The organism is Occallatibacter sp. (genome assembly GCF_035317045.1).
In the GTDB taxonomy this organism is placed as follows: domain Bacteria; phylum Acidobacteriota; class Terriglobia; order Terriglobales; family Acidobacteriaceae; genus Telmatobacter.
Genome location: NZ_DATHHT010000013.1, coordinates 76549 through 96645, shown reverse-complemented (window position 1 = coordinate 96645; position 20097 = coordinate 76549). Strand labels below are relative to the sequence as shown.

Below are 20097 nucleotides of genomic sequence, written 5' to 3'. Positions count from 1 at the left end.
CCGGACTATCGACCGAAGTGCTCGGCGTTCTTCTGCGTAAAGTGCGCCCACTTCTCCGGCACATCGTCTTGCGCGAAGATAGCTGAAACTGGGCAGGCCGGAACGCAGGCGCCGCAATCAATGCACTCGACCGGATCGATAAACAGCTGATCGGCCGCGCCATGATCGGCCTCGTCCTTCTTGGGGTGGATGCAATCGACTGGACAGGCGTCCACGCAGGCGGTGTCCTTGGTGCCGATACAGGGTTCTGCGATTACATAGGCCATTTCTTGATTTCTCCGACAGAGTTGAAGTCTCGACGCTGATAGTAGCACACGGCCCCACGGCCTGACTGCCGCCCAGACCACCGGCGTTTTGCCATGCGGGAATCGTCTTCGCCAGCCCAAAACGCTGGCCCACCGCATCAAAACCGCAGGCCTATTCCAGCCGCTTGGTCCGCAACTCCCGCATCGCGGCAAACTCCTGCGGCGTCGGAATCGGCGCGAGCCCCCGCCCTGCGAAGAGGTCCACGAACATCCCCACCAATTCATCGTGAATCAGCCCATTCGTCGCCAGCACCTCGCTGCTGTTCAATCGAAACGGGCCACCGGCAAAGTCCGTTACGCGTCCGCCCGCCTCGGCCACCAGCAGAACCCCGGCCGCCGTATCCCAGGGGTTCAGGTTGAACTCCCAGAAAGCCTCCAGGCGCCCTGCCGCCACGTACGCCAGATCCAACGCGGCGGAACCAGCGCGGCGTACCCCGTGGGAACGCAGTGTGAACTCGTGGTAGAAGTGGATATTCGGATTCTGGTGACGTTTTCGGCTTGGAAACCCGGTCGCCACCAGCGCTTCCGCCAGATGCGGCGTGTTCGACACATGCAGCGGCTTGCCATTCAGCGTCGCACCGCGTCCCAGTTCCGACTCGAACAACTCGTCCCGCATCGGGTCGTAAATTACTGCCCCCAGAATCGTTCCATCCTCATCCGGCTTCAACCCGGCCGAGCGCTGCTCCAGCCCCATGGAGACGCAAAACTGCGGGAACCCATGCGCAAAGTTTGTTGTTCCGTCGAGTGGATCGACGTACCAGCGAAACTCCTGGTCCATGCGCTCGCGCGTGCCCTCTTCGCCGTAGATTCCATGCGTAGGAAATGCCTCGCCAAGCCGCGTGCGGATCAGCTTCTCCACCGTGCGATCGGCCACGGTCACCAGGTCCACGTCGCCCTTGTACTCCGTGGCAACGCCCTCAACAAAAAACTCGCGCAGCCGTGCTCCCGCTTCGCGCGCGATCTCCGCGGCTTGCGGAGTCCAGGTCATCTTTGTCGCCGCCGAACGAGCAGCCGTCTCGCTCACTGGCCAGCCTTCCGGGCCGAGGGTTCACTGGAGCTGCTGCGCTGTCCGCGGCGCTTTGCCGTCTCGGTAATCGTCTCGATCTGGTGCTTGTAGATGAACAGGTTGGGCTTGCCCTCGCGCGTCAGGCGCAGCATGCCGTCGTCGAAGTATTCGATCCACCCTCGCACTACTTCGCCACCGCGCAGTTTCACCGCTACCGGAACCTGACGCTCGCTAAGCGAACGCAGATAGAGGGCCTCTTGTCCCGTTTCGCCCGGCGGGGGTGTTTTCACATGCCGGCGCGAGGATATCCCTGGAGTCATAGTGCCATTTTAGATGCAACAAACCACCGCAACGGTTGGGAAAGGATGAAAGTGTCCAACTCAAAGGTCGTAGCCTGTATCCGGTCCGGTCGCTCCGCCTTAGCCGATCTCTCCGCACCCGGCACGCTTTTAGTCTCCGCCCGCACTTCGGAAGGTAGGCTGCGAGGGAACGGGCTTCAGCCCCCACATCTGTAGTGGACTTTTCTACCGCCCGCCCACAAACGCAGCATTCAACTGCGCCCCAGTTCCCGACTGCGTACTCGCCGGTGTCTTCACTGGATTCTGCGAACGACCTTTGGGCAGTTCTGATCCGGGCTGCGCCTTCAGCCGTGCCAGGAACTGCGCCATTTCTTGCTTGGTCATCCACTTCACGCGCAATGGATTTCCATGTACCGCGTTCGATTCTTCCTCCGACAACACGATCGAAAAGCCGACTCCTTCTCCGTCACTCCGCACAACCGTGGCCTGCACGGTAAAAGAATCCTTGTCATCCTGTGCCGGCAGATTGGTCCGATGCAGCGTGATCGGCATCTCGGTTCCGGGAATCCATCGCTCACCGGTTAGCAGGCAGAATCCGGTCAAGCTTATGTCTCCCAGATCGTAAGGCTTCGATGCACACGCGGTTCCCAGATAGCCCACCAGCGGAGGCGTCGGGAGGCGTTCCTGCTTGCGTTGATCGGGAAAGATCAGGCGAAGCATGCGCTTCCACAAAGAATTGGTCAGGTGACACTCCACGCGCCGTAGCTCGATCCCTTCAGAGTTCCCGGATCGCAGCTCATTAGCCCCAACAGTCGTGCTCTCCGTCTCCTGCGCCAGTCCACCCGAATTCGTGCCCATCGCTTCCCCCTTCGTGCAATCGTTGTTGCCCGCTGACCTGAAATATGCGGACCGTTGACACCGAAAAGGCGCATCGGCCCGCGACTTGCAAAGTACAATCCCTGCGTAATGCGTCCCGGGAAGACGGGGGAATGCCGCAGCACTCCCGCGTCATAGTCGAAGCCTATCTCGTGCTCGCTGAGTCTGAAATCCTTCAGGAGTTGCAACCGGTGTGGCTCATTCGATTCGAGGTGTGGTTACCTTCGCTGGGCGAAGCAGATGCCAAAGGTCAGGGATCGCGTGCTGGAATCGGGCCAACGCGCCACGAAAAATGCGGCCCGGGATCAACTCCGAAGCCTCATGCGATCGTTTGTCAATTCCGAGAGGTACTACTTACTTCCCCCGTGATTTGCTCTGCGCGGCGCTGTTCGGCACTGGCGCTTCCGGAGCCTTCTGCGGGGCCGGCTCGGCGGGCTTCTCCATGGGCTTGCCTGCACCATTCTGCCGGCGATCGGCGGCCTTCTGCAGTTCCTGGTCTTTCTTTGCCTTTTCCTCCGCAGCCTGCGCATCGGTTACGTAGCGAAAAACCTGCAAACGTCCTGGCTCCTGCTCAGTCGTGAAGACTCGGTTGTTCTTGTCGATCGCGACTCCACTGAGCGAACGGAACTGGCCCGGCAACTCGCCGTGGCTGGTCCCGATATAGGTCAACAACTGTCCATCCTTATTGAAGACCTGCAGCCGATCATTCATCTGGTCGGCAATCCAGATGTGCCCATCGCCATCGACCGCAATTCCCTTCGGACGCGCAAAGTATCCCGGCCCATCGCCGTGTTTGCCAAACGCGCTTATGAAGTTTCCGTCGGCGTCGAAAATCTCCACGCGATTGTTGAGTGTATCCGTCACATACAGATTGCCATCTGCGTCCAACGCCACGCCCTGCGGAGCGCCAAAATCGCCCGGTGTTGTCAGGAAATGATTCTTGCCGCCGGTGCCGATGCGCCGCAGCGGCTTGAGGGTGTCCGCGTCGTACACCAGCACCTGGTCCTGCTGCGTGTCGACCACGTAGAGAAAGCGGTTGGTGGTGTCGATGGCCAGCCCCACGGGATCGACAATTCCCTCGGTGATCTGGTTCTCCAACTCATGCTTGGGATTAAAAATCAGCACGCGATGCATTTTGCCGTCGGAGACAAACAACCGGTCGTCATCATCGATCGCCAGTCCGTTGATCCAGCCAAAGTGCGCCTCAATGCCGTTGCGGATCATCCGGCAGTCGCGGGTCTCGGTGTTGAAGATGAAAATCGCGCCCACTCTCTGGTCGGCTACATACACAAGGCCCTTCGAATCGATCGCGATACCATAGGGCCCGATCATCTGAAACGGAAAGCTCTTCGGATTGATCTTTTCCTCGTCGCTCTGTCCTCCAGCCAGCCTGTCCATCCAGCTTGACTTCGCCTTCGCGTTGGACGTTGGCGTGTAATCGATCTTCGCCCCTGCAAAATAGTCGAGCCAGCGGATGCGTCCGATATTCGGCGGACTTGGCCACACAAGCTTGGTAGGGTCGAATGCAAATTTGCGCGGCCCAACCTCGGCCGCTGGCGCGGTATCGGCCTTCTTCTTTCTGGCGGCGCCGGCGGTCAAAGGAAATGTAAGAGCCACCGCCAGCAGAAGCAGCACGGTGCGCTGGTTGCAATTGCGAATCGAATTGATGAGGAAGCGAAACATCTCAATCTCCAGTGACTACCGCGTGTGCCATTCCAGCGCCACGCGCATTTTCATTTCCCGGGCACGATCGTCTCATTCATGTTGATCCGGTTCTTGTGGCAGTTGTCGCAGAACGCCATGTTGTTCACTTGGTCCTTTACCAGCAGATCGGGCTGAGCCGAGGCATGCGGCTGGTGGCATGAAAGACAACTGATTGGCGTCTTCACCTTGCTTTGATTCGTCGGGTCCATCACGTCTGAAACCGGATGGCCTTCCACCGGGTGACCAAGGCCATAGCGCAGCGGCAGAATCGCAACCTTGTTCTTCACGTAGTAGTCATCGGGCAATCTCACGGCTCCGTTAAAGATGGTGAGCAGGTGATTCGCTTCATCCTTCTGCGGAGCCGAATCCGGCCCGTGGCACTCCAGGCAAAGCCCGTTGCCCTTGACCCGCACCAGGTGCTCGTTCTCGCCGCCATGCGACGTATGACATGTGGAACAGCCCTGCGCAAACGCCGGCTGATGATGTGCCGACTTCTTGCGCAGATCGTCGATGTCGCTGTGGCATCCCAGGCAGATACTCACCGCGTCGGTCTTCGGCAGTCCGGGCTGGCTACTCGCATGCGGGTTGTGGCAATCCGTACAATCGCCCGCCGCACCCGGATGCGGTACCTTTGCTGAATCAATCGTCTTGGCCACGTCGGTATGGCAAGTCACGCAAAGCGCCTTCGTATCCGTTTGCGTCAGCACCACCTTCCCGTCCTTGGCGGGCTGGTGGCATGTGTCGCACCCATTCCCCTGGAACGGGACATGCTGAAACTTCGCCATCAGCTTCGGAGAATCCGACTGGTGCGGATCGTGGCACTGCACGCAATTAGCCGTACCGAACGGCTGGTTGTTATGCTTCTTCGCCAGCTCGGCGTCCTTGGGATCGTGACAGTCAACGCAGAGCTCAGGCGCAGCCTTGGTCAGATGGAAATGGTTCTCCGCCGTCGGCTCGGCGCCGGTCTTGTGCGTCAAGTGGCACGTGTCGCATCCCATGTCGAGCGCCGCATGACGGCTGCCCTTTTCTGAAACATGCAAACCCGTCTTGTGACAACCCAGGCAGAGATTCTCTTTTTCGTCGCCCGACTCAGGCTTCACCAGTTGGTTCTTGTTGTCGCTCGAGTGCGCATCGTGACAGGTAAGACAGTCGCGCACGGCCGGCGGATGCACCGTTCCCTTGATATCCTTGGCAGCTTTGTCTGCGTGGCAACTGATGCACAGCGCAACTGGAGTGGCCGTAATCAGCTTGACCCGCGTTACATCCTTGTTCACCCGGATCTCATGGCAACTCAGACAGCCTGCCTGCATGGCCGAGTGCACAAACTTATGCTTGGCCTTGTCGTCGTGACATTCAAGGCACTTTTTGGGATCGGTATTCTTGTCCAGCGGAACCGGGTGTACCGCGGCGCGGGCGTGCGACGCCAGCATCATCATCAGGCAGATGCAGACCAGGCGAGCGATGCCGGACTGGCGAGTACTGGGGCCGGCAGCCATTGCGCGGAACCACACATAATAAGAGAGCAGTTTCATACGGTTTCTTAACCAACTCTGCTTGCACGGAGGTTGCCGTAACCCGGTTCCACGGTCGAACAGTTCGCCCCGTGCCCAACCTTCTGCGCCTCAGCAACTTCGCAGCTCGATTAGAAACGGAAATAAGTCGCATGACTGTGATTTAAAACACACCGTGAGCGTTCTGCCTCACCTTTATCCGTCAAATCCCCCATCCTGATTGGCGGTTTCCTTGGGACTCTAACTGATGCGTTAAATCCCCAAGTTCCTGCGTTCCAGTTGCGCGTTTTTGCGCAAAATCCCCCCTGCGCGTAACCCATCCGGCATGCTTAAGTCTTCTCGGTGTTTGGTTTAGGATTCTGGCTCCGTCTGGCGCTCCGCCTGCTTATACCTACGTGGAGACGGGCAAGGCTCCTCGAGCAATTATGCCGAAATCGGCAGGCCGCTAACCTTCTGCATCACATTCGGCTCAACAGCACCCGCCCGGGCAGGGACTGCAGCGTGAATCCAGTTCGAGTCAATTGGCAGATCAAGGCAATCCTGCCCGTAGTGCTCGTGCTACTGGCAGGGCTGCTCCTTTTCACCATCGCCACCGTCACCCTGCGTGACAACGATCGTGATGCCCTTTTGCTACTTGCCGGAGTCGGAGCCGTCATCGTCTGCGGAGTCTCCATCAGCGTTCTGACGTATCTCGTCCAGCGCCCCATGGTCGAACTCCAGGAGAAAATGGCGATCATCAGTACCGGAAATCTCGACGTAGCAGTCAGCTTTAGTCAGAGCAACGACGAAATCGGTGACCTCGGTCGCAAGTTCAATCACATGGTTCAGCAATTGCGAGAGAGCCGTTTGGAGATAGAGACCATGCATCGCACACAGATGTCCCGCGCCGAGCATCTCGCCACGCTCGGCGAATTGGCAACCGGTCTGGCTCACGAGATTCGCAACCCGCTCGCCGGTATTGCCGGTGTCATCGACATCATCGGTCGAGATCTACCCGCGTCAAGCCCCGCCCGCGCCATGGTCAAGGACGTGCGCCTCGAAATCAACCAGATCAACCGCATCCTCACCGATCTCCTCGAAACCGCTCGCCCCCATCCGCCGCAGATGATGCGCAGCAATCTCAACACCACCGTCGAGCACGCCGTGATGCTCGCCCGTCAGCAGGTTCTCAGCCAACCCATCAAGATCGAACTCCAGCAGGCACCCCACCTTGCCGAAGTCGAACACGACAGTGACCAGATTCACCAGGTGGTTCTCAATCTTTTGCTCAACGCAGTGCAGGCCATCGACGGCCCAGGCACCGTAACGGTCCAGATCGGTTCGCAGCATGACTGCGCCGTCGTTACCGTTACCGATACCGGCCGCGGAATGACAGAACAACAGCAGGCGCAGATTTTCCGCCCCTTCTACACCACCCGGAGCAACGGCACCGGCCTCGGCCTCTCATTAGTCCATCGCATCGTTGAAGAACACGAAGGCCAAATCGAAGTCACAAGTGAACCAGGCAACGGCAGCACCTTTGAAGTCCAGCTACCCTTCGCCTCCGCCGCGGTTCCCGCCGAAGTCGCCTGATCTCGTCCTTTTAAGCTTGACTGCATCATCCTGAGCGGAGCGCCGTGGGGTCCCGCTCGCGTTGACGCGGGTGGGGCAGACGAGCGAAGGATCTGCTTCTCTCTTTGCAAGACCGTAAAGTATCGGGAATCGCCCGCCGTTAACGCCCCTTGTACTCCTGAAACAACTCCGGATATTCCTTCCGCAGTGCGTCCACCTTCGGCCGGTCGCAAACCTGGATGTATGAATTGTTGGGATTGTGCAGCGCGTAATCCTGATGGTACGACTCCGCATCGTAGAAACCCTTCAACGGCGTAACCTGCGTCACGATCGGCTTGCCGAAAACATGTGCGGCCTCGAGTTGCGCGATGTAGGCCGAGCTGATCTTCTGCTGCTCGTCGCTGGTATAGAAAATCGCTGAGCGGTACGATGTCCCTACGTCCGGCCCCTGCCGATTGAGCTGCGTCGGATCGTGAACCACGGAAAAGAATATCTGCAGCAGCTTTCCATAGTTGATCTTTGAAGGATCGAACACAACCTTCACTGATTCGGCGTGGCCCGTCGTCTCGGTCGTGACCTGGTCGTAAGTTGCGGTTGCAGCGGAGCCGCCGGCGTAGCCAGCCGTCGTCGCAATCACTCCCTTCACGCGCTCAAACACCGACTGCGTCCCCCAGAAGCAACCGCCCGCAAAGACTGCCGTCTGTTTGCCTGAAGTGTGTGCCAAGGCATCATCGGTCTGTGGTGCTGGGATCCCGCCGCGCGTCTCAGCCGGCGCGCAGCCGCTGGAAGCCATTGCCAGCAAGGCCGTCAAAGGAATCAAGGGTCGGGGAAACAAACGCATCATGCAACCTCCAAAATCACATACGCCATACATGAGACTCCCGATAGACCACAAAAGTTACAGCCGACAACAGCAATAGGCCACCTCATCAAATATAAACATTCGCTGCCAATTTCCTATGGACATTCCAAAGGAGTAATGCTAACTTCTTTGGGATGTCCAAAGGAGTCTCCGGTGGGCGAGAAGAAATCTGACGTATTGCAGGGAACGCTGGACCTCATGGTCCTTAAGACCCTCCATGCCATGGGACCATTACATGGTTTCGGAATTGCTCGCCGCATCGAGCAACTCAGTGAAGACGTTCTCCAGCTCAACGAGGGAACCGTCTACACTTCCCTTCTCCGCCTGCAGCAGCAGGGCTGGATCAAATCCGAGTGGGGCACCTCTGACAACAATCGCAAGGCGCGGTACTACTCCATCACCCGGCTCGGCAAGAAACAGCTTGATCTCGAAACCGAAAACTGGGAGCGCATCGCCGGCGTAATCGGCCGCGTACTCCGTGTGGAAAGGCAGGGCTAGGCCATGGGATTCTTTCGCGTGTGGGCGGCAAAGGTCAAAGGTCTTTTCACCCGGCAGCGTGAGGATCACGAGTTCGACGAAGAAATCCGGGCCCACATCCACGACCTCACCGAGCGCTACTTGCGCCAGGGAATGTCTCGCGCTAACGCGGTCAAAGCTGCACGCCTCCAGTTTGGCAATGTGACTCTGCTTCAGGAAACCCAGCGTGCGCAACGCAGCTTCCTCTCTCCCGCCGAGTGGTGGGGAGACATTCGCTTTGGCCTGCGCATGATGAGGAAGAAGCCCGGGTCGAATGCCGCCGTCATCATCGCCCTAGCCCTCGGGATCGGGATGAACGTTGCCGTCTTCAGCTTCGTCAATGCGCTGCTGCTGCGTCCTCCCGCCGTGGTTCATTCCATGGGCAGCATGGTTGAACTCTGGAAGCACTCCCGCATCGCCATAGACATGCAAAGCTACGCTCCCTTCTCCTACCCGGATTATGCCTACTACCGCGATCACACACAATCGCTCGAAGGCCTGCTCGCCTTCGATGGCGACGGCGCCCAATCCATCTGGAATCGCAACGGCCAGGGCCAGGTGGTCCAGGGACAACTGGCCTCTGGAAATTTCTTTTCCCTTCTCGGCGTTAACGCCTTGCTGGGACGCACCCTGTCCACCAGCGACGATCAGCTGGGCAGTCCGCATCCCGTCATTGTTCTCAGCCATTCCTTCTGGCAGCGCGAGTTGGCCTCCGATCCGGAGATCGTGGGAAAGACGCTAGTGCTGAACGGAGCAGAGTTCAACGTCATTGGCGTCGCCCCACAAGGATTCACGGGACTCCTCGTCGGAACCTCTCCTGACTTCTGGGCGCCCCTCACACTGCAGCAGCAGTTCACGCAAGACAAGGATCGCCTCACCAGCCGGCAAGAATTCTGGCTCATCGTCGCCGGCCGCTTGCGGCCCTCGGTCGACAGGGCAAAAGCCCAGGCCGAGATGCGCGTCTTTGCACGCCAACTCGGAAAAGACTACCCCGACTCCAACAAGGATTTCGACACCCTTATTTATCCTGCAACCCTGGTCCCGGGCCCGTATCGCGGCTACGTTGAAGCCTTTACCGGACTCATCCTTGGAGTCTTCGTCCTTGTGCTGATGATTGCCTGCGCCAACGCCGCCAGCTTTTTGCTCGCCCGGGCCACAGGACGCGTGCGTGAAATGGCGATCCGTTCTGCCCTCGGCGCCGGGCGTGCGCGCCTCATTAGGCAAATGCTGATCGAGAGCCTGATGCTCTCATCCATCGCCGGCCTCGCCGGGATTGCTGTTGCATGGTGGATGGCGCACCTGCTTCTCGAACTCAAGCCGGCTGCCATTCCTCTTTCAATCTCCGTTCCGCTCGATTGGCGCGTCCTGTCGTTCGCTCTGGTGGTTTCGTTCGCCACTGGGATCCTCTTCGGTCTCGTTCCGGCATTGCGGAGCGCGACGGTTGAAGCCGCACCAGCGCTCAAGGATGAGACTCAAACCGCCGGCCTCCGCAAGTCGCGCCTGCGCACTCTTCTGCTCATCGGCGAAATCGCGACCTGCGTTGTGCTCCTCGCCGGTGCCACGCTCTGTGTCCGAAGTCTCATGCACGCGAACTCCATCGATCCCGGCTTCGATACACAACACATCGCCGTCGCCACCCTCGACCCCTCAACCCTGGGATATTCCCCCGCTAAAATCGACGCATTCTACGGGCGCCTCCTTGACCGTGTCCGCACACTTCCCGGTATAACTGCCGCCAGCTATGTGAGTCATCTGCCCCTGGGCACTTCGCGCGAAGCAACCTCGGCCGGCCACCACGTCGCTCCCGATCCTGACCAGGTACGGGTCGATCTATTTAGCGCGAGCCCGGAATACTTCGCCACCATGGGAATCCCTTTCAGACGCGGCCGCGACTTTACTTCGAAAGAAAGTGAAAGCCCTGATCCAGGCGTTGTGATCGTCAATGAAGTGCTCGCGCAAAAGATGTGGCCCGGTCAGGATCCCATCGGGCAGCGAATCGCACTGGGAGGAGCAAAAACCACCAGCGAAGTCATTGGCGAGGTAAAAGCCGGAAAGTATCGAACCCTTGGCGAAAGCCCCGTGGCCGTCGTGTTCCGCGCGAACCCTCCAGAGGGAAAAAGAACCCTCGTGGTTCGTGCATCCGGAGATGCTCGCCCGCTCCTTGATGCCTTGGCGCGTACTGTGCAGGACGTCGACCCGTTGATGGCGGTCACCGACTCGCAAACCATCGAAGAGTACATGGCGCTGCCGCTTTTCCCCGCGCGCGCCACCGGACTACTGCTTGGCGCGTCGGGCATTCTCGCGGTAGTGCTCACCGCTATCGGACTCTTCGGCGTGATCGCCTATGTTGTTTCGCAGCGTACGCACGAAATCGGCGTACGAATGGCCCTCGGCGCACGCGAAACCGACGTACTCAAACTCGTCATGCGCCAGGGACTCTTCCTCACCTCGGTCGGTCTCCTTATCGGTCTCGCTGGCGCCATCGCGGCAGCGCGTCTTCTCTCTCCGCTGCTCTACGGCATTGGCGCAAACGATCCTGCCACGCTGGCAGCCGTCACAGTAACCGTCACCGCTGTGGCCATGCTCGCTTGCTACATTCCTGCTCGCCGCGCCATGCGCGTCGATCCTACCGTCGCCCTCCGCTACGAATAGTGACGTCCCATTGCAGGCGTGTTTACGTGGAGCCATTGGCCGCAAAGTACCATTGATATTGGGGTTAGCTGCAGAGTCTTCTCGTAAGGACTTAACGGAGCGAGCAACTCCCTCTTCCCCACTTTCTGTTCGCTCCACGCAGTCACGTGACCTGAATCACATTCTTCGACGCGCGATAGCCCCTTTAATATCTCCAGCGTTGTATCGGGGATCACTTCGATACACGAGCGTTAAGATCCCCAATACGGAAAACCGACCACCCTGAATACGAGCCACAGCAATCCCCAAAGCTCGCGCAATAGATGAGAACGCCGATGCCTGCAGAAAAGGTCATGATCGTGGACGATGAGCGCCTGGTGCGCTGGTCGCTTCGCCAGAAGTGCGAGGAATGGGGCTACATCGTCATCGAAGCCGACGCCGGCGAGCCGGCCTTGCGGCTGGCCCAGCGCGAAAATCCTGACCTGGTCCTGCTCGATGTGCGTTTGCCCGACATGACTGGCATTGAAGTTCTCGACCATCTGAAGAAAAGCGGGAATGCGCGCGCCGTCATCATGATCACCGCCGATCCGCAGCTTGACGATGTGAAGGCCGCGCTTAAACTCGGCGCCTACGACTTTGTTGGCAAGCCAATCGACTTTGACGCCTTGCACGACGTGATGGAGAGTGCGATCGAGGCGATCGGCGCTCGCAACGAAGACCAGCAACCCTTCCGCGCCAAGGCTCGCACCGGCGCAGGATATGAAAGCGTCGTCAGTGTATCGCCAAAGATGACGGAGTTGATGAACTTCGTCAAGAAGGTCGCCTCCTGCGAAGCGTCCACAATCCTCATCCAGGGCGAAAGCGGCACCGGCAAGGACCTCATCGCCAAGACCATCCACTACGAGAGCATCCGCTGCGAAAAGCCCTTCATCGCCATCAACTGCTCCGCTATTCCCGAAACATTGATGGAAGCCGAGCTGTTCGGTCACGAAAAGGGAGCGTTCACCGACGCCAAGCAGATGAAGAAGGGCCTCTTTGAAGCGGCCGATGGGGGCACTCTGTTTCTAGATGAAATCGGCGAACTCTCTCCCCTGCTCCAGGCCAAGTTGCTGCGCGTGCTTGAAGACCAGGTCATTCGCCGCGTCGGCGGCCTGCGCGACAACCAGGTGGACGTGCGTGTCATCGCTGCATCTAACCGCGACCTCGAGAAAGCGGTGCGCGAAGGCCAGTTCCGCCAGGATCTTTATTACCGCCTTGCAATCATCGCCATCTTCATTCCACCGCTGCGCGACCGCAAGGAAGACATTCTCCCTCTCGTCGATTTCTTTATCGACCGCTACAACCGGCGCTTCCGCAAATCGATTCGCGGCATCACCGACGACACGCGGCACCTGATTCTAGGCCACAACTGGCCCGGAAATGTGCGCGAGCTCAGGAACGCGATTGAGCGGGGAATGATTCTGGAAGAGGAATCGTTTCTGCGCTCGATGTATCTGCCGTTTTCGGTTGGCGAGTCCGGCGGGCGCACGCTTTTCGAGCGCACCTCGCCGCCCGATGGCGGACGCAAGCTGCCCAACGGACGAGCACTTCCGCGGCTCTACATTCCCGACGGCGGTACTTCACTTGAAGAACTGGAACACTCGATGGTCGAACTGGCCATGAGCCAGGCTAACGGCAACCAGACCAATGCCGCCAAGCTGCTCGATATCAGCCGCGATGCGCTGCGCTACAAGCTGAAAAAATTCAGCATGGTGCACGCAGAAGAAGAAGCCTGACGCACGCGCACGGTCCCCGTTGAAATTTCACTTCATCCAACCGGAACCACTCCCCTCAAGATCAGTTAAATCCCCGCCGATGAACGGAACAAGGCGAAGTGAGGCCTTGTTCCATGAAGCGGACTCTTACCGTCGTCCTCGTATTGTTGGCATTCGTGGGTTTCGCGGCAGCGCAGATTGCGCAGCCATCGACCGATGTTCTTGGTGCGCATTTGAACTACGGCCGCGGTTGTGCGGCGTGTCACTCGCCCCATATAGGTACGTCTGGCAACGGCAAGTCAGGCAGTGCGAGTTCGGGATATACAATCCTATGGGGCGAAGATATGAGCCCTCTGTACGGCAAGACCATCACGACCGGCGGGGGCAAATATGTAGAAGTCCTTCCGTCAAGCATATCTGCGACAACACCCGACGTATCGGGAATGCTAACCTGCCTCGGCTGCCACGACGGCAACTTCGCTCCTGCCGCGATGATGCGGAACAAGGTCTACGAAAACCTGCCTGCAACCTACGGGAACCGCAACTCCGTTCCCACATTGCTCGCAACCACCGGTACGCAGAGCTACGTCAGTGACCATCCGATGGGACTGAACGTCACCGTCAGTTGCGGAGGCTCTGCGGGGTGGGATTGCACCGAGGTGAACGGAATGATCAACATGGGCGGCGCCGCCTCCCGCCGCTTCGTGACCAGCTACGGTTTCTTCGTCAAGACTGGCGTCTACAACAACCGTGCCGTCGTTGTATGCACGACCTGCCACAACCCGCACTCGATGAACGTGGTCACCGTAGGCCGTAACTCGAATTCAGGACTGCCGGCGGGAACCTACGCGACGATGTTCTTCCTGCGCGCCCCCTACAATCCGAACGACACCAACCCGATGTCTAACCAGACGGCACAATTCTGCCGTCAGTGTCATGCGGACAAATCAAATGAGATGAATGGCAGTACCGCGGGCACAACGTTCTAATGCTTACCGGAAATGAAGAAAGACGAAAAGCAGATTTCTAGGTTTACCACCCCCAAATCTACCCCCAAAGAGCGGAGTTCTTCGGGGCCCCTGGTACATTCGGGACCCCGCGCACCCAGAATGCTGGCGCGTCGTCCACTTATCGTCGGATGCCGGGCACTTGGTGCGCACCCACTGTCGAAACGGAGCCATTAGGATTGTGCGCAACCTGGTGACAGACCAGCGTGCACGTATTGGTTGCTCGATTGTAGGAAATTGGTAATGCGCCGTTGGGCGCCACGACGTTTACGTCGAAGTTCACCAGACGCTCGCCACTCAGGGTGCCGCTTGCAGTTCCCAAACCATGCGCAGTATGGCACGTGGAGCAGCTGACTCCCGTGTTGATGTGGTCGGCATGATTGGTCCAGCTGGTGTTCTTCACAATCTGGTTGGCTACATCGTGACACTTCGCGCACAGCGAATAGGGTCCGTTCACGCTGAGATCGGGGTTGGGAAAGAGGTTGGAAATCGCCGAGCCCGGTGTCACCGCCTGGCTGAATTCATAACGGCGTTCGAGAATATGCGTCCATCGTGATCCATGGGGTCCGTTAGCGCCAGAGCCTCCAAACTCGCGATTGTCGTCGCTGTTGTGGCAATCTGTGCAGAAGATCTGCGTTCCCATCGCGCGGCCGGGAGTGATTCCGTCGAGATTCAGCATGTTCGCAAGCAGACTGGGCTGCGCAAGCGCGCTGCTTCTGGTATGCATCACAGGATGGCTCGAGGTCGCGGTCACGGCAAACTGCGGAATAAGGTTGAGGGGATCGCCACCCGAAACCGCGCGCACCGGGAAGTACCCATAGATCACCTGAACCTGTTTTCCGGAACTGGCGCCGTGGCAGCGCAGGCAGCTCTCGTATTGATTCACGGCCGGTGTGAGCACGGTTGTTCCGTCTGTCGCGCTCATGCCTGCAACGTTTTTTTGCGAAATGCGCATTAGCGGCGCGGGCGGGAAGACACCGAACGGTTCCGAACCGTGCGCGTTGTGGCAGTCGACGCATGTCGAGTGGCGATTGTTGTTCAGCAAGACAGCTTCGGTCGCATCGTGCGGGTTTGTCGAAGCCGGGAAGGGATGACCGACCTTGGGCGCAGCATACTCTGCAAATACGTTCGCATATGGCGCCATCGGGGAAACGTTGGCTCCGCCATTGTGGCAGGAAATGCAGTCCTGCTCATTCTGTCCGCGCAGCAGGCGATTTGGACCGCTTGCATTGTGGGGCGCGTGGCACGAGATGCACGCATCGGTGGCAACCGTCGGGTAGCTCCCGAGCAGCGCCTGGGGAGATATTTTGTTGGTAGAGAGCGCATGAGCGCTTGTGGACCAATCTGCCAGTGGATTCGACTGGCCGCCGATCACGCGGCTGGGATCGTGGCATGCAAGGCACAGCTGGCCGCTCGAGCTGTCCTTCACCAGAAAATTCAGCGATAGCGGATCCTTGGCTTGCACATGGGGATTGTGGCACGATGTGCATTCCACATTGCCATTGATCAGCTTGACCGCGAGCGTTGGGTCTGCTGTCGATCCATTGGCCGCCAGAGACGCGGCCAGGTCAATGTTGTCGTGCAAGGGAAGTGCGAGACTAAATGGGTGGGAAGATTGCATGTTGCTGCCAAATACGTCAGCCGACAGCATGGATCCGCGGGTTATGATCTGGCCATAAGCCACGGTGGCCCCCACGGCAACGGCGCCGTCGTGGCAGCTCAAACACTGATTGCTCACGGCGCCGAGAGCCGGCTGCGTAGTGATGTTCTTTTCCGTGTTGCTGCTGTAGGTTGTATATGTCTGCGTGGTCAGCTTCTGGTTCCAGAGACCCATATTCAACCCGGAGTGCGGAGCATGACAGTAGGCACACGAGTCAGGCCGGGAGCCCGTCAACGGAGATGGGCCTCCGGGTCCAAGATTGTGAACGCCCAACGCGTCGCCGACAATCTGCGCCGACAAGGCTGTCCCCGTCAGCAGAATTGTGAGCGCGGCCAATAAGAATCTGATTCTCACTTTGCCGCCCCCGCCGCAGGACCCTTCGCACGCACATACTGAAACACCTGAATTCGACGGTTGAACGAGTCCACCACATAGACCTTGTCGTCATGGTTGATGAACAAGCCTGAGGGCAGCTGAAACTCTCCGGCATGTGTGCCCTTTGCGCCGAAGTAATAAAGCAGTTGGCCCTCGTGATTGAAGACCTGCACCACGCCCCACAAGGCATCCACAATATAGATATCGCCTTCCGAGTCGACACTCACAGCCTTCGGACGGAACATGGCCCCGGTGGTGTCGCCGATCTTTCCGATCGAATACAGAAACTTCCCAGTGCGGTCGAACGCCTGCACGCGGAAGTTCATGGCATCGACTACGAGGAGATTCGGACCGCTCAAACGCAGCTCAGTCGGCAAATTGAATTCGCCATCGCCGTCGCCGGTTTTTCCAATCGTCTGAAGGATGTTGCCCTGCATGTCGAGCACAAAAACCTGGTCTCGCAAAGTGTCGGTTACATATATGCGCTGTTCCGTTGAGTCTACGGCAATTCCGGTGGGCCGTTTGAAATAACCTTCGCCGCCCTTCAGACTGCCGATAGCGTGGAGATACTTTCCGCTGGGTTCGAATACGAAGATTTTGCCCGCGTCTGAATCGGTTACATAGATATTGTCCTGTGCATCGACCGCAACGCATTGCGGAGTTGTCATCGCATCCTTGCTTTTTTCCCTGCGCTCGATGAACTTGTACTTGCGCTGCGCGAAATCGAAGATGTGAACGCCGGAGGCGCCGGGATCGGTGACAATGAGGCGCCCGTGCGAATCGCTCGCGATGCTGTAGGGGCGCACCAGGAAGCGGTAATCGGGGGCTCCGGCAACGACATCCACGAGCTTGTTCCAGAATCCACGATTCGGCCGCACTTCGAATTCCGACTTGAAGCTGCGTTCCCAGGTTAGGCTGCGACCGCCATCGAGCGACATCTCCCAACGTTCATGCGTGGCTGCCGCCTTTGGTTTGGGCGCGGCCCAGACCGCAAACGGCAGCAGCGCCATGTAAGCTGACCACACGGCGATCCCTCGGCATTTCCGGGTTAGAAGAAGTTGAACCACCGTGAGATCCCCATATAGTACGACGAGATCACCTCGGGCCGGGAACCGGTGTTGCTGAATCCCTGTTCCAAGCGTGCATAGCCGCTGATGAAGTTCAACTTGCGAACCTGATATTGAATGAGCGCGTTGTATTGGCTGTTCTCATTTGAGGAAGTAATGCTGTTGCTGAAGGTATTGCTCGTTGATTTCGCATACGTGGCTGCGAGAATCAACTTCTTTACCGGCGCACTGGAGACCCCAAAGGAATAGCTCTTTCCGCCGAAGAGACTCACCAGATCTGAAGGCAGGATCGGCGTCGGCACCGGTACACCCACCAAACCGGCGCCGGTTGCGAGGGCCTGTCCATCGGCTTTGGAGTAACTGCCCGTAGCCGTAAGCAAGGCTCCATACGCGATACTTCCGTTATAAGATTCGCTGCTGTTCGAGGTCCCCGCCTGATCGGTCAATGCGGTTTGTCCCCCGCCGCCACCGGCGCCGATGCTGAACATTCCCCAGTTACGGCTGATGCTTCCTGAATAGTTGTAGTACGAATTTGTGTAGCTGACGAGTAGCGTCTGGACGTTTTGCGCGTAGCTGAACGACTCGTTTACGCGCCACCCGAGAATGCGGTTACTGTAGTTCTCGGATGCTGAAATGCCGATGGAGTCCTGGCCATTTTGATCCGAAGAGTTGGCAGTTACGCTCACCGCCGAGTTGATGGTGCCGTCGAGAAGCTTATGTGTGAAGGAGGCGTTCCCGCCATAGGACTTCACACCGTAGTTCTGGTCCAGAAATGTTTGAGTGCGACGCTCGAAGAAGCCTGCCGTCTGTAGATTCGGTACAGGCGTGTAAGTGGCGACTGTCATCAGGTCGAGCGAATTGGATGTCTGATTTGCGTTCAGTATTGGAGTGACGCCCCCGGCTGCAATCAGGGATTGAATAATCTGCCCCGTCAGGTTGTCAGAGTAGCTTGCGGTGGCTGTCACCGACAGCTTGCCGGTTGGATGTACTCCCGCGGATGTATTCACCGTGTCGATTGAACCATTGGAATTTGTGTCGAGGTAATTCGTGTTCCAGGTAGACCGGTTTATGCTGCCGGCAAACGAACCCCTCAGAGGCAGCAAGTGTGACAGGTTATACCCGTAAGCGGTGTTGTCCGACCGTAAATCCGAAATGGTTGCCGTAACTACGGGCGGAATGATCGAGTGCGCCGCTCCCTTCGAATAGTAGGCGCCCATGTTGAAACCGGCCCACCGATAGCCTGAATGCAGATTCAGGGAATGAAATGCGTTCTTCCCTTCATCATTTGCCCCGTAGACCGAATACTGGCTGTTTCCGCTTTGAAATCCCGCGGAGAAGCTGGGAGCGTCAGGGAGATTCTCGCTCCAGTTGATGCCCAAGACCCCGCTATCCCCGTGGGTTACGAAATTGGCCAGACCCGGAACCGCATAATTCCCGTCGCTGTTGTATGCCCGGGAATAGGTGATGGAGCCAGGAAATTTGCTGCCGGCGAAGATGTTGGCGCTCAAGTTGACTCCGCTGGCAGCGGAGATCGACTGGAAATTGGAGTTGGCCCGCGACTGATTCAAATAGGGGGATACATTGTACGAAAGGAAATTTGGACTATGAAACGATCCTGTAAAGTTAGCCGCGCCTCCAAACGTCCATCCATGGGTTGACGACATCATATTACCGTAATTGGCGGTATATCCCGAAGAGATGGTGCCCGTGCCGCTGGTGCTGGTCTCACCGAACCGGATTTGTGCGCCGGCATCGATCGCCGTCAGCAGAAACCCTGCAGTTACCCACGTCGCACATTGAAAAAACCGCAACACTCAATGCCATCCTTAAGCTCTCTCGTGTCGGAGTCCACTTGCTCGATCCTTACCGAGTTGTCTGAAGTCAGTTGCCCGATTCAGGCCCGATCTTGAATCCAGGCAACATTCGCCTTTTTACAGCTCGTCGATCTTCGCATTCTTGCGAAGGTTCTGATCCAACGCTGCGCGAATCTGGTTGGTCTTTGTCTGCTGGAGCTCTTTCTGCAGTTGCGCCTTGACTTCCACAAATGGAGTTTGTCCCGCAGGCGTGTGACCCTGCAGGCGCACGATTGTGTAGGCCTGTTCCACCTGGATAAGTCCGCTGATGTCGTTCGGGTGCATTGCATTGAACGCCTTCACAACCTGCGGCGCCAGTTGATCGACAGGAAGCGGCTTGTGCTGCCCCATCATCACCCGATAGTCGTCATCGGAAATCTTCTCGGCCAGTAGTCCGAATTCTTCGGCGGTTTTCGTCGCCTTTGCCTGGTGCAACGCATTCTCTGCACGCGTGCGCGCTTCCTTCAACTGCTCTGCAGTCGCATTCGCCGGCGGCAGAATGGAGATCGTTTGAAAGGTGAATGTTTCGGGATGATGGAAGCGAGCCGGGTTCTTGTCGTAGAAAGCCCGAATTTCTGCTGGCGAAACAATGCTCTTTGCATCAACCTCGGTCTTCAGAAAGGTTTCAATCAACAGCGAGCGCCGGATCTTCTCCAGCAGAAGTTGCCGCGAACCGTGAAAATCGCTCTGCAGGAAAGTGTTGTATTCCTCCGGAGTAACGAATTGCTTGCGAAAATCCGCTTCTGCCCGTTGCAGCTTCGGCGCCGAGACTGTCAACTTCCGACGCTGCGCTTCCTGATAGGCGAGCTCTTCGAAGATGATCATCTTCATCGCGCCGTCACGGATCTGCTTTTCAAACTCTTTCGGAATTCCGTTATGCTGGCGGGCGTAGGGAAAAATCGCGTATTCCTCGCGGACCAGGTCTGAGTCGGTGAGCATCGCGCCGTTAACGCGGGCAACAGGCTTGTCTGCAGCCGGCGCTGGTTTCACTACGGTTTGAGCTGGCGCCTGATTGAATACGGTGGGAGCATGTGACGAGACCTGCGCATAGGCAGCACTCATCCCCAGGAGAAGAGATCCAATAATTGAAACTGTGTACTTCATTTAATTGACCCCCGTT

General features: G+C 58.0%; 16 protein-coding genes. 5 read left to right on the top strand and 11 right to left on the bottom strand.

The window, feature by feature from the left end; translation table 11 throughout:
* Nucleotides 1-5 precede the first annotated feature (5 nt).
* The 6 genes from VK574_RS06470 to VK574_RS06445 form a co-directional block, all read right to left on the bottom strand.
* Nucleotides 6-266 (bottom strand): 4Fe-4S dicluster domain-containing protein, encoded by a 261-nt coding sequence (locus VK574_RS06470; protein WP_472799008.1) that lies wholly within the window; start codon nucleotides 264-266, stop codon nucleotides 6-8.
* Between the two features lie 151 nt (nucleotides 267-417).
* Nucleotides 418-1293 carry an inositol monophosphatase family protein gene (locus tag VK574_RS06465; protein ID WP_472799017.1) on the bottom strand — a complete coding sequence of 292 codons (876 nt, stop codon included), beginning with the start codon at nucleotides 1291-1293 and terminating at the stop codon, nucleotides 418-420.
* A gap of 32 nt (nucleotides 1294-1325) precedes the next feature.
* Entirely contained in the window at nucleotides 1326-1601 is a 276-nt protein-coding gene (locus VK574_RS06460) for an RNA chaperone Hfq (protein ID WP_472799007.1), read from the bottom strand.
* A 234-nt stretch (nucleotides 1602-1835) separates the two neighbouring features.
* Entirely contained in the window at nucleotides 1836-2468 is a 633-nt protein-coding gene (locus VK574_RS06455; RefSeq protein ID WP_472799006.1) for a PilZ domain-containing protein, read from the bottom strand.
* A 372-nt stretch (nucleotides 2469-2840) separates the two neighbouring features.
* Complete coding sequence (locus VK574_RS06450) at nucleotides 2841-4169, bottom strand: 6-bladed beta-propeller (RefSeq protein WP_472799005.1); 1329 nt, start codon at nucleotides 4167-4169, stop codon at nucleotides 2841-2843.
* Nucleotides 4170-4219: 50 nt separating this feature from the next.
* Entirely contained in the window at nucleotides 4220-5722 is a 1503-nt protein-coding gene (locus VK574_RS06445) for a cytochrome c3 family protein (RefSeq protein WP_472799004.1), read from the bottom strand.
* Nucleotides 5723-6202: 480 nt separating this feature from the next.
* On the opposite strand from VK574_RS06445, the gene VK574_RS06440 reads away from it, so the two are divergent.
* The gene (locus tag VK574_RS06440; RefSeq protein WP_472799003.1) at nucleotides 6203-7273 is read left to right on the top strand and encodes a sensor histidine kinase; all 1071 of its coding nucleotides are present in this window, start codon (nucleotides 6203-6205) and stop codon (nucleotides 7271-7273) included.
* A gap of 139 nt (nucleotides 7274-7412) precedes the next feature.
* Here VK574_RS06440 and msrA read toward each other — a convergent pair whose 3' ends face one another.
* Nucleotides 7413-8096 carry a peptide-methionine (S)-S-oxide reductase MsrA gene (gene msrA, locus VK574_RS06435; protein WP_472799002.1) on the bottom strand — a complete coding sequence of 228 codons (684 nt, stop codon included), beginning with the start codon at nucleotides 8094-8096 and terminating at the stop codon, nucleotides 7413-7415.
* A 171-nt stretch (nucleotides 8097-8267) separates the two neighbouring features.
* On the opposite strand from msrA, the gene VK574_RS06430 reads away from it, so the two are divergent.
* From VK574_RS06430 to VK574_RS06415, 4 genes are all read left to right on the top strand, one after another.
* On the top strand, nucleotides 8268-8612 hold the full coding sequence (locus tag VK574_RS06430) for a PadR family transcriptional regulator (RefSeq protein WP_472799001.1): 345 nt from the start codon (nucleotides 8268-8270) through the stop codon (nucleotides 8610-8612).
* Between the two features lie 3 nt (nucleotides 8613-8615).
* Nucleotides 8616-11282, top strand: coding sequence for an ADOP family duplicated permease (locus VK574_RS06425; RefSeq protein ID WP_472799000.1), 2667 nt, complete (start codon nucleotides 8616-8618; stop codon nucleotides 11280-11282).
* Between the two features lie 314 nt (nucleotides 11283-11596).
* A complete protein-coding gene (locus VK574_RS06420; protein WP_472798999.1) occupies nucleotides 11597-13036 on the top strand; it encodes a sigma-54-dependent transcriptional regulator in 1440 nt (479 codons plus the stop codon).
* A 113-nt stretch (nucleotides 13037-13149) separates the two neighbouring features.
* The gene (locus VK574_RS06415; RefSeq protein ID WP_472798998.1) at nucleotides 13150-14004 is read left to right on the top strand and encodes a hypothetical protein; all 855 of its coding nucleotides are present in this window, start codon (nucleotides 13150-13152) and stop codon (nucleotides 14002-14004) included.
* A 139-nt stretch (nucleotides 14005-14143) separates the two neighbouring features.
* Here the strand turns inward: VK574_RS06415 and VK574_RS06410 are convergent, their stop codons facing one another.
* The 4 genes from VK574_RS06410 to VK574_RS06395 all read right to left on the bottom strand — a co-directional run bounded on the left by VK574_RS06410 (nucleotide 14144) and on the right by VK574_RS06395 (nucleotide 20081).
* Nucleotides 14144-16018, bottom strand: a complete 1875-nt coding sequence (locus tag VK574_RS06410) for a cytochrome c3 family protein (RefSeq protein ID WP_472798997.1) — start codon at nucleotides 16016-16018, stop codon at nucleotides 14144-14146.
* Nucleotides 16019-16032: 14 nt separating this feature from the next.
* Nucleotides 16033-17082 carry a 6-bladed beta-propeller gene (locus VK574_RS06405; RefSeq protein ID WP_472798996.1) on the bottom strand — a complete coding sequence of 350 codons (1050 nt, stop codon included), beginning with the start codon at nucleotides 17080-17082 and terminating at the stop codon, nucleotides 16033-16035.
* Between the two features lie 23 nt (nucleotides 17083-17105).
* Nucleotides 17106-18938, bottom strand: a complete 1833-nt coding sequence (locus VK574_RS06400) for a hypothetical protein (protein WP_472798995.1) — start codon at nucleotides 18936-18938, stop codon at nucleotides 17106-17108.
* A gap of 117 nt (nucleotides 18939-19055) precedes the next feature.
* On the bottom strand, nucleotides 19056-20081 hold the full coding sequence (locus VK574_RS06395; protein WP_472798994.1) for a peptidylprolyl isomerase: 1026 nt from the start codon (nucleotides 20079-20081) through the stop codon (nucleotides 19056-19058).
* Nucleotides 20082-20097: the final 16 nt, after the last annotated feature.